An 8,815-nucleotide genomic window follows, 5' to 3' on the forward strand; every position below is an offset into this window, starting at 1 on the left:
CAACACACCGCCTTCTGCTGCTTCAGCAACACCCGCAGCAATAAACAAAAAAGCCGCTTTCGTGCGGCTTTTTTGTTTTCCAAAGGCACTTCTAATCGGGCCTGAAAACCACCTATCCGACCGTGGTTTCGCGCGCCGTCTTCTTGCCCGATCCGGCACGCACCTTCACGGTTCTGGTGCTTTTCGCACCATCGACGCGCTGAAGATCGCGCATGAAGTTGTCGCGCCACACCGATACGTTGTTCTCGCGCAATTGCACCATCATGTCGCGATGACGCGCCTGGCGCTCCACAAGCGGCATCTCCAGCGCTCTCGCCAACGCCTCGGCCATACCGTCGATATCGACCGGATTCACGATCAGCGCACCATCCAGTTCCTGCGCGGCGCCGGCAAAGCGTGACAGCACGAGCACGCCCGGATTGTCCGGATCCTGCGCCGACACGTACTCCTTGGCGACGAGGTTCATGCCGTCGCGCAACGGCGTGACGTAGCCGACATGCGCGGTACGAAACAACGCAGCCAGCACCGAGCGCTCGTACTGCTTATGGATGTACAGGATTGGTGTCCAGTCCAGTTCGGCAAAACGGCCGTTGATGCGCCCCGACTCCCCTTCGAGCTGCAGGCGGATGTCCTGGTACGCGTGCATGTCGGCGCGCGTCGGCGGTGCGATTTGCAGGAACGACACCTGGTTGCGTTGCGCGGTGAAATGTTCCAGCAAGCGCTCGAACGCGCGGAAACGTTCGACCAGCCCCTTCGAATAATCGAGGCGGTCCACGCTCATGATCAGCTTGCGCGAATGCAGCGCCGTCTTCATCGTGCGCACCGGTTTGCCGCGCTCGCCCGCTTTCGCGAGCTCGGCGATTTCGTCCGGATAGACGCCGATCGGATAGGCCGCCGCGCGCAAGGTGCGGCCGAACGCATGGACGCCCAGCGGCCCGCTGGCTGACACGTCGACCGTGCCGTTCGCCTCATTGACGATGTAGTCGCAGAACGCCCGCAAATCCGGCGCGGTCTGGAAACCGAGCAGATCGAACGAGCACAGCGCTTCGACCAGCTCGCGATGCGGCGGTACCGCCAGCAATACCTGCGACGCCGGAAACGGAATATGCAGGAAAAAGCCGATGCCATTTTTCACGCCGGCCGCACGCAACGCCTGGGCGAACGGAATCAGGTGATAGTCGTGGACCCAGATCACGTCGTCTTCGCGCAATAGCGGGACCAGTTGCTGAGCGAGCCACGCGTTGACGCGGCAGTAGCCTTCGAAGTCGTGCCGGTCGTATTGCAGCAGATCGGCGCGATAGTGGAACGCGGGCCACAGCGTGGCGTTCGAGAAACCGCGGTAGTACTGGTCGTAGTCACGGCGCATCAGCGCGATGGTCGCGAAGGTCACCGGTCCGCGCTCTTCCACCTTGATCTGCGGCTGGCCCGAGCTCAGCACATCGCCGCTCCAGCCAAACCACATGCCGCCGGTTTCCTTCAGCGCGTCGTACACGCCGACCGCCAGGCCGCCCGCCGCCGGGCCGCCCTCCGAGATCGGCGCAACCCGGTTCGATACGATGATCAGTCGGCTCATGAAGCGCGATTCCCGATGCAGTAAGTCATGGTCGTTAGGGGATGAGGCGCCACGGGCGGTGTCAAGATCACGCTCCGCGCGCGGCCGCGACAATCGATTCCAGCCAGTCGAGCAACGCCGTGACCGATTCGATGCGCGTATGCGCCATCGTGTCTCCCGCACCCACCTTGATCGACAGGCCGCCGCGCTCGTTGACGACAGCAAAGCCTTTCTCGTCGGTCAGATCGTCGCCGGCAAACACCGGCGTGCGGCCCACGAACGGCGGCTCTTCCAGAAACGCGCGCATCGCGCGGCCCTTGTCGACGTCCTTCGGCTTGATTTCGTAGACCATCTTGCCCGGCTGCAGCACATACGAGCCGGGATAATCGGCCACCAGCCGCTCGGTCGCCTCGCGCGCCACCGGTTCGCGGTCGGGAGCGTTGCGGTAGTGCAGCGCGAGCGCCGCGCCTTTGATCTCGAGCAGCATGCCGGGATGTTCGTTGACGACCTGCGCGAGCACCTGCTCCATGCGCAACAGGCGTTCGTCGTGAAAACCGATGCGCTGTGTGTCGCCGTTCGCGTCGCGCCGCTCGGCGCCATGCAGACCGGCAATCGGCAGATCGGGCATGCCGAGAAAACCGTCGATGCTGTCGATACCGCGGCCCGACACGATCGCGACCGCGCCATTCGTGAGACTGCGCAACTCGCTCAGCAACACGATCACGCGCGGTTGCACCAGCACGCCGTCCGGCGTGGGCGCGAGTTCGACGAGCGTGCCATCGAAGTCGAAGAAAAATGCCGTCTCACCAGGAGACAGAACAGCCGGAAGTGCTTGCATCGGTTAATTTTGCCTTTCAGCCTTCTGCGGCCGGAAAAGTGTGCGCATCTTACCGCGCATCCGTCAATTTTTCGAGAAAGTAAGCCGGGACACAAGCCTGGCCGGGTAGCGCAGCCGGCGCTGCTCACGATTGCGTTCAAAAAGAGAACAATCGGGCTTCAGCGAGCTTTCAGCCGCCTGCGTCAAATTGCCTCGCAAACCGCGCGCCCGCGGGCGCTGCGCGACGTCTTCGGAGATTTTGCGATACAGTCGCTGCCACACAGACCATTGCAGCGACAACCCTATTTGCACACCATGACGGGCCGCGCGCCTGGCACGAACCAACCGAGTCCGTTTACGGGCAGCGTCAGGCGCCGCTCTTCAATCGAGTCATTGAACCCTGCTTTGTTCCCCATCCTCTCGTCCCGCCACCAACAGTCGAACCGCTTAACGCCACGCCAGCCGTGGCCCGGGCGCCTGGTCGCGTTGACCGTCATGGTGGGCGCGCTCGGTGCGCTAGCCGGCTGCACACATCCCGCCGAACCGTTCCAGTTGACCAACGTGACCGGCCACTTGCCGGATCTCGATTTCACCCTAACTGGCGACGACGGCCGCACCGTAACCGGTGATTCGTTCAAAGGCCGCACCTCGCTCGTCTACTTTGGTTATACGCATTGTCCGGACGTCTGCCCAGAAACGATGGGTCGCCTGATGCAGGTGCTCGGCAAACTCGGCCCGGACGCGCAAAAAGTGCGCATCCTGTTCATCACCGTCGATCCGGCACGCGACACGCCCAAAGCGCTGCATGATTACGTCGGCGCTTTCGACTCGCAGCACGCCGAGGGCCTGACCGGTACCGACTGGCAGATCGAGTCGCTCGCCAAGCGTTACCGGGTCGCCTATCAGATGGAAAAGCGCGACCCCAACGGCAACTACGAAGTCACCCATAGCTCGGCCGTCTACGTGTTCGACCCGCAAGGCCACGCGCGCCTGCTCGCCACCGATCACGATACTCCCGATGCGATCGCACAAGACCTGCGCCGCATCATCGATGACCGTTCCTGACCTTTCCCGAGTTCACCCATGTCGATCAAGATCAAAACGTTCGCCGCACTGAGCTGCACGCTCGCCCTCTCATTCGGTTTCGCTTCGGCCGCGCATGCCGCCGGTGCGAACGCGATCAGCGTCAAGGACGCGTGGGTGCGCTGGCTGCCGAACAACCTCCCCGCCGCCGGCTACGTGACGCTGGTGAACGCGAGTGACAAGCCGGTCGACCTCGTCGATATTTCCAGCAACGACTACGGCGACGCGATGCTGCATCAAACCGTATCGAACGGCTCGACGCAAAAGATGGTGATGGTCGACAAGCTGACGGTTCCCGCGCACGGCCAGGTAGCGATTGCGCCGGGCGGCTATCACGTGATGCTCGAAGACGCGAAGCACAAGGTCGCACCGGGCGACACCGTGCATCTGACGCTGAAGTTCTCCGACGGCGAAACGCTCGATACGCCGTTCGCCGTCAAGTCGCCCGCCCAGACCAAGTAACGTCCCGCGATGAACCTGCTCTACTGGCTCGACCCTTGGGAATTTTCGCCGACCGTCGTCATCGCCTTGCTGGTACCGGCGATTCTTTTCGTGCGTGGTGCACACAAGGCGAAGGTGTCGATTCTCCGGCGCATTTCCTTCTGGTTCGGGTTGGTCGCGCTGTATGTCGCGCTGCATACGCGGCTCGATTATTTCTTCGAGCATGAGTTTTTCATGCATCGCGCGCAGCATCTGGTGTTGCATCACCTCGGGCCGTTCTTTATCGCCCTCTCCTATCCGGGGGCCGCATTACGCGCGGGTATTCCATTCAGTTGGCGGCAGCGCTTCGTGCGGCCGGCGCTGGAGACTCCCGTAGTACGCAAGTTGCTCGACGTGGTGATGCATCCGGTAGTCGCCGTCACGTTGTTCGTCGGGTTGATCTACTTCTGGCTGATGTCGCCAATTCATTTCGTGGCGATGCTCGACTGGCGGCTCTATCGCGTGATGAACTGGAGCATGGTGATCGACGGGCTGCTGTTCTGGTGGCTCGTGCTCGATCCGCGTCCTGCGCCGCCGGCGCGTTTGTCGCCCGGCAAGCGCGTACTGGTGGTGATTGCTGCGATTCCGCCGCAGATCATGCTCGGCGCATTTATCTTCTTTACGCCGCGCGAGCTCTATCCGATCTACTCGATCTGCGGCCGCGCCTTCACGTGGCTGAGCCCGATGCGCGATCAGCAAATCGGCGGGCTGTTGCTGTGGATTCCGGGCTCGATGATGAGCGTGATCGGCGCGCTGTTGGCGTTGCGTCACTGGATGCGGCTGTCGGCACGCGGACGTCTGCGCGGCGAGCGGCACGTTAAGGCGACGCAAGGCTTGACGCAGCCCGCGTCGGTGCCTGCGAGCAGCCAGCGCTGAGCATTTCGAATCGATTGAAGTCGTCGCGGCGTTTGAAGCCGGTCGGCGCATGCGCACCGAGTCCGGTTGCGACCCGGTTTTTTAAGCCGAACGCATCCACACGTGCGGGATGCCGTCCTCTTCGTGAATCTCCGACACCGGCGTAAAGCCGAACGCCCCGTAGAAGCCTTGCAGATGCGCCTGCGCATGCAAACGGATCGGCGTACCCGGCCACTGCGCCCGGATATGCGCGAGCGAGCGTTCGAGCATCGCGTTGCCGACGCCGATGCCGCGGAATTCCGCCGTGGTCAGTACGCGGCCGATGCGGATATCGGTGTCGTCGGCGTCCGCCAACAGCACGCGCAAATAGCCCGCGAGCTGCGGCTTCTTTTCACCGGGGCCAAAGGCAAACAGGTGCCAGGCATCTGAATCGAGCCCGTCGATATCGCCATACAAGCAGTTCTGCTCGATGACGAACACCGCGCTGCGCGCGGCCAGCATCGCGTAGACTTCGGCGGCCGTGAGGTCTTCGAACGCTTTCCAGCGCCATTCGAGTTGCGCCAGTCGCGTGGCGGCAGTTTGCTGCGGTTCGGTCATGGAGAGGCTTCAAAAAGAGGTGCGCCTGGAAGGGGCAGCGGCAATGCGAAATTATGCCGCGTGGGGCGATCTGAGGCTACGTCGCGCCGATATTGGCGAGTTCGTCAGCGGACCCACACACGCCTGCTGCGTTCAGCCGTCATGCGCCCGACCGCACCCCCGTTACGCCACGCATTCAGGACGCTTCACGGTCAATCGCGTTGATGCGGCCGCCAGCCGCAATCCTGCTACGCGCTTGCAAAAACCGGCTCGACGGGCTGTGCGAGACAGTCGATCAGGTTACCGGGTCCGCACAAATGCAGCGCGCCCACCACCACCAAAGTCCGCTCCGGCCGCCCGAGCAACGCCGTCACACGCGCCGCCCACGCGCGATTGCGCGCATCGAGAATGGCGTGGCGGATGCCGGGGAGATTGAACATCGGCGACTCGACAGCGATCTGGTGCACGGCTTCCAGATCGCCATGCAACCAGGCGACGTGCATCCGCTCGAGCGTGCGCTGCGGTTCGTCGAGATCGGACATCAGCATGCCGAGCGCGGTGCCAACTGCTTCAAGCGAAATCGATTCGAGCGACGCCGCCACCTCCTGCGCGGTCTCGAGATACTGGTACGGTTTGGCTTGCGTGAGCGCCGAGCGCAGCATCCGCGGCTCGACACCTTCGACGACCTGCTGGAACAGCGTCGGCGCGACGATCAACGCGGCCCACGGACGCAGATCGACGAGCGGCGCCAACGGACCCTCGACGGGCCACACAGCTTGCAGCCGATTCCAGGCATCGGCGGATAGCAAAGGCCGCAGTTGATCGGCACCGCCCTGCGGGGGAGCCTTCAGAAGCGGCAAGATCGTCGGCGGATCGGATTCGAAGACCAGCGATTCGGCCCAGTCATACGCTTCGGCGATCCACGGCGGCGTTCTGCGACTCGTCGCCGGAAACAGATGCATCGAGCCGAGCAGACGGACGTTGGTGCCGGTGAGTTGTAGGTACATGCAGCCTCGTGTAGACGGGCAATTGCGCAAAGCGGCAATCGGGCAATTCAATCAGCGGCGCGCAGCGCGGCGGCCCGGCTCGCGGCCCCTCGCCACGCGGTCCGCACCGTGAACGCGACGAACAGCAGGAAAGCGATCTGCGAAACGTACAGGTCCATGCGGATCGGATGATGCAGCGCGAACCATGAATTGTGCACCACGTCTGTCACGATGACAGCGACACAGAGGATCAGCCCTGCTCTCGGACTCAACAGTAATAACAGAACCGTGAGCGGGTCGATAAAGAGCAGTGACGTCCAGTAGATTTGTGTCAGCGGCGCCGCGCCGCCGTAGTCCCACCAGAGCCCATGGACCAAAGCCACTTGCAGATGCGCCCAGGTGGCGCCGCACAGACATAGCGCGTGGATCAGGCGCAAATAGAAGGAGCGGCGTTCGATATCCTGGATGCGCATGATGTCGATGAGGGAGCGTTGGAGTCTGCGAACTATAGCGTTGCGCGCAGATGGACATGGACGCAGCGGCGTATCGTAAGCGGCGACCTGAGTACCAAGGCTAAAAGGAGAGACACGAAGTACGAGGTGCACGACGCCGGATAAAAGAAAAGCCCCGACAAGTCGGGGCTTTTCTTTACATCAACTACTGGAGGCGCGAGCCGGAGTCGAACCGGCCTAAACGGCTTTGCAGGCCGCTGCATAACCGCTTTGCTATCGCGCCGCAAGCGGACTGGAACCTAGCTGCAGATTCTCAGATTTGTCTGGTGGGTAACCGTAAGGACTGACCCACCAAACAAAAAGGGAAGCGTTGCTTCCCCTTATGTATGGAGCGGGAGACGAGGCTCGAACTCGCGACCTCAACCTTGGCAAGGTTGCGCTCTACCAACTGAGCTACTCCCGCATTGCCCTACTTCACAACGCCTTGCACTTTTACTTCGCCAAACAACGCGTTGCTTCAAAATTTGGAGCGGGAGACGAGGCTCGAACTCGCGACCTCAACCTTGGCAAGGTTGCGCTCTACCAACTGAGCTACTCCCGCAATGTGCTGCTAACTACTGCCTTATTACTGCAACTGCTCTCTTACTGCTACCGCGCTTCAAACTGCGTGCATCGGAGAAACGAGATTATGGAGAAACGACTGAAACGTGTCAACCCCTTTTGCGAATGTCTTTAACTGAAAAGATTTCACTCACGCTTGCCCGACGTTCGGACACGCTTCAGCCGCTCGGGCATCGCGCCCCGAACGTTTTCCAATCAGGCGACGCCACTCCGCTCGCGGATCTGCGGCCACGCGAGTTTCATGTAGTAGAGCATCGACCAGATCGTCAGGAACGCGGCCAGATAGATCAGCCACAGGCCCCACACGCGCGTATCGACAGACACCCCGCCACCGAACGGCAACGGCCCGTAGAACAGCAGCATCGGAATCGCGACCATCTGGCACACCGTCTTGAACTTGCCGAGCGAATTCACCGCGACACTCTTCGATGCGCCGATCTGCGCCATCCACTCACGCAGTGCCGAGATGGCGATCTCGCGCCCAACGATCACCAGCGCGATCGCCGAATCGATCCGTGCCAGTTGCACGAGCACCAGCAGCGCAGCCGTCACCATCAGCTTGTCGGCGACCGGATCGAGAAACGCGCCGAACGCCGAGGTCTGATTCCATTTACGGGCCAGAAAGCCGTCGAACCAGTCGGTGAGCGCCGCCAGAATGAAAATCGTCGCGGCGGCCAGATTGCGGTGTGCCGGGCTCATCATCATGTCAGGCAAATAGAACACGCCGACGACGAGCGGAATCAGGACGATCCGCAGCCAAGTCAGGAAAATCGGGAAATTAAACGGCATGGGCAGGCGCAGCGTCTGACAAGGGAGATGCAATTGTGCCGTGTCACAGGGCCTGCCACAAGCAAAGCGGCGCGCGGGGGCTGGCACGTGCAGCGCCGGAGCACCGCTTGCCGGACACTTATCACCCGCTTGCTGAGCGCTTCTGCGCCACCTATCGACCGCTCGCTGCCCCTCCTCGGGCAGCGTGGCGTACCGCAATCAGTGCAACTGCCGATAGATCTGCTCGGCAAGCGCCTGCGAAATTCCTTCGACGCTCGCCAGATCCTCAACGCTGGCCGCGACCACCCCGCGCAGCCCGCCGAAGCGCGCCAACAGCCGCTGACGCCGCTTCGCGCCCACCCCTTCGAGTTCTTCGAGCCGCGAGGTCTGGCGAGTCTTGCCGCGCTTCGCGCGCATACCGGTAATCGCAAAGCGGTGCGCCTCGTCACGAATTTGCGCGACCAGCATCAGCGCAGCGCTTTCCTTGCCGAGTTCGAGCGCCGCGCGGCCATCCGCGAAAATCAAGGTTTCGAGACCGACCTTGCGTCCTTCGCCCTTCGCGACACCGACCAGCATGCCGGTATCGAGACCCAGTTCGGTGAACACCTGGCGCGCGATTTCAACC

General features: G+C 62.2%; 10 protein-coding genes and 3 tRNA genes. 3 read left to right on the forward strand and 10 right to left on the reverse strand.

What is annotated here, in order from left to right; genetic code table 11:
- Positions 1-112: 112 nt before the first annotated feature.
- Positions 113-1,573, reverse strand: coding sequence for an alpha,alpha-trehalose-phosphate synthase (UDP-forming) (otsA, locus tag FSO04_RS30220; protein ID WP_154565281.1), 1,461 nt, complete (start codon positions 1,571-1,573; stop codon positions 113-115).
- A gap of 67 nt (positions 1,574-1,640) precedes the next feature.
- Positions 1,641-2,390, reverse strand: coding sequence for a trehalose-phosphatase (otsB, locus tag FSO04_RS30225; protein WP_154565282.1), 750 nt, complete (start codon positions 2,388-2,390; stop codon positions 1,641-1,643).
- Positions 2,391-2,864: 474 nt separating this feature from the next.
- On the opposite strand from otsB, the gene FSO04_RS30230 reads away from it, so the two are divergent.
- The 3 genes from FSO04_RS30230 to FSO04_RS30240 are packed head-to-tail and all read left to right on the forward strand — an operon-like array spanning position 2,865 to position 4,808.
- Positions 2,865-3,434, forward strand: a complete 570-nt coding sequence (locus tag FSO04_RS30230; RefSeq protein WP_154565290.1) for an SCO family protein — start codon at positions 2,865-2,867, stop codon at positions 3,432-3,434.
- A gap of 18 nt (positions 3,435-3,452) precedes the next feature.
- Positions 3,453-3,914: a copper chaperone PCu(A)C gene (locus FSO04_RS30235; protein ID WP_054036246.1), complete on the forward strand. Its 462-nt coding sequence runs from the start codon at positions 3,453-3,455 to the stop codon at positions 3,912-3,914.
- A 9-nt stretch (positions 3,915-3,923) separates the two neighbouring features.
- Complete coding sequence (locus FSO04_RS30240) at positions 3,924-4,808, forward strand: cytochrome c oxidase assembly protein (protein ID WP_154565283.1); 885 nt, start codon at positions 3,924-3,926, stop codon at positions 4,806-4,808.
- An 81-nt stretch (positions 4,809-4,889) separates the two neighbouring features.
- On the opposite strand, the gene FSO04_RS30245 is transcribed toward FSO04_RS30240, so the two are convergent.
- From FSO04_RS30245 to FSO04_RS30280, 8 genes are all read right to left on the reverse strand, one after another.
- Positions 4,890-5,384, reverse strand: a complete 495-nt coding sequence (locus FSO04_RS30245) for a GNAT family N-acetyltransferase (protein ID WP_154565284.1) — start codon at positions 5,382-5,384, stop codon at positions 4,890-4,892.
- A gap of 227 nt (positions 5,385-5,611) precedes the next feature.
- The gene (locus FSO04_RS30250) at positions 5,612-6,370 is read right to left on the reverse strand and encodes a TraB/GumN family protein (RefSeq protein WP_154565285.1); all 759 of its coding nucleotides are present in this window, start codon (positions 6,368-6,370) and stop codon (positions 5,612-5,614) included.
- Positions 6,371-6,417: 47 nt separating this feature from the next.
- Positions 6,418-6,822, reverse strand: coding sequence for a hypothetical protein (locus FSO04_RS30255; RefSeq protein ID WP_154565286.1), 405 nt, complete (start codon positions 6,820-6,822; stop codon positions 6,418-6,420).
- A gap of 188 nt (positions 6,823-7,010) precedes the next feature.
- Positions 7,011-7,084 (reverse strand) — tRNA-Cys (locus tag FSO04_RS30260).
- 104 nt (positions 7,085-7,188) lie between these two features.
- Positions 7,189-7,264, reverse strand: a tRNA-Gly gene (locus FSO04_RS30265).
- Between the two features lie 62 nt (positions 7,265-7,326).
- A tRNA-Gly gene (locus FSO04_RS30270) sits at positions 7,327-7,402 on the reverse strand.
- A gap of 215 nt (positions 7,403-7,617) precedes the next feature.
- The gene (gene pgsA, locus FSO04_RS30275) at positions 7,618-8,211 is read right to left on the reverse strand and encodes a CDP-diacylglycerol--glycerol-3-phosphate 3-phosphatidyltransferase (RefSeq protein WP_054036235.1); all 594 of its coding nucleotides are present in this window, start codon (positions 8,209-8,211) and stop codon (positions 7,618-7,620) included.
- Positions 8,212-8,409: 198 nt separating this feature from the next.
- On the reverse strand, positions 8,410-8,815 hold a 406-nt coding region (locus tag FSO04_RS30280; RefSeq protein ID WP_233465024.1), incomplete at its 5' end, for a helix-hairpin-helix domain-containing protein.

It is taken from the genome of Paraburkholderia madseniana (genome assembly GCF_009690905.1).
Lineage (GTDB): Bacteria > Pseudomonadota > Gammaproteobacteria > Burkholderiales > Burkholderiaceae > Paraburkholderia > Paraburkholderia madseniana.

What these genes read in the sequence shown, in the direction of transcription:
- otsA (WP_154565281.1), bottom strand. Translation starts at nt 1,573, where the DNA reads ATGAGCCGACTGATCATCGTATCGAACCGGGTTGCGCCGATCTCGGAG.
- otsB (WP_154565282.1), bottom strand. Translation starts at nt 2,390, where the DNA reads ATGCAAGCACTTCCGGCTGTTCTGTCTCCTGGTGAGACGGCATTTTTC.
- FSO04_RS30230 (WP_154565290.1), top strand. Translation starts at nt 2,865, where the DNA reads ATGGTGGGCGCGCTCGGTGCGCTAGCCGGCTGCACACATCCCGCCGAA.
- FSO04_RS30235 (WP_054036246.1), top strand. Translation starts at nt 3,453, where the DNA reads ATGTCGATCAAGATCAAAACGTTCGCCGCACTGAGCTGCACGCTCGCC.
- FSO04_RS30240 (WP_154565283.1), top strand. Translation starts at nt 3,924, where the DNA reads ATGAACCTGCTCTACTGGCTCGACCCTTGGGAATTTTCGCCGACCGTC.
- FSO04_RS30245 (WP_154565284.1), bottom strand. Translation starts at nt 5,384, where the DNA reads ATGACCGAACCGCAGCAAACTGCCGCCACGCGACTGGCGCAACTCGAA.
- FSO04_RS30250 (WP_154565285.1), bottom strand. Translation starts at nt 6,370, where the DNA reads ATGTACCTACAACTCACCGGCACCAACGTCCGTCTGCTCGGCTCGATG.
- FSO04_RS30255 (WP_154565286.1), bottom strand. Translation starts at nt 6,822, where the DNA reads ATGCGCATCCAGGATATCGAACGCCGCTCCTTCTATTTGCGCCTGATC.
- pgsA (WP_054036235.1), bottom strand. Translation starts at nt 8,211, where the DNA reads ATGCCGTTTAATTTCCCGATTTTCCTGACTTGGCTGCGGATCGTCCTG.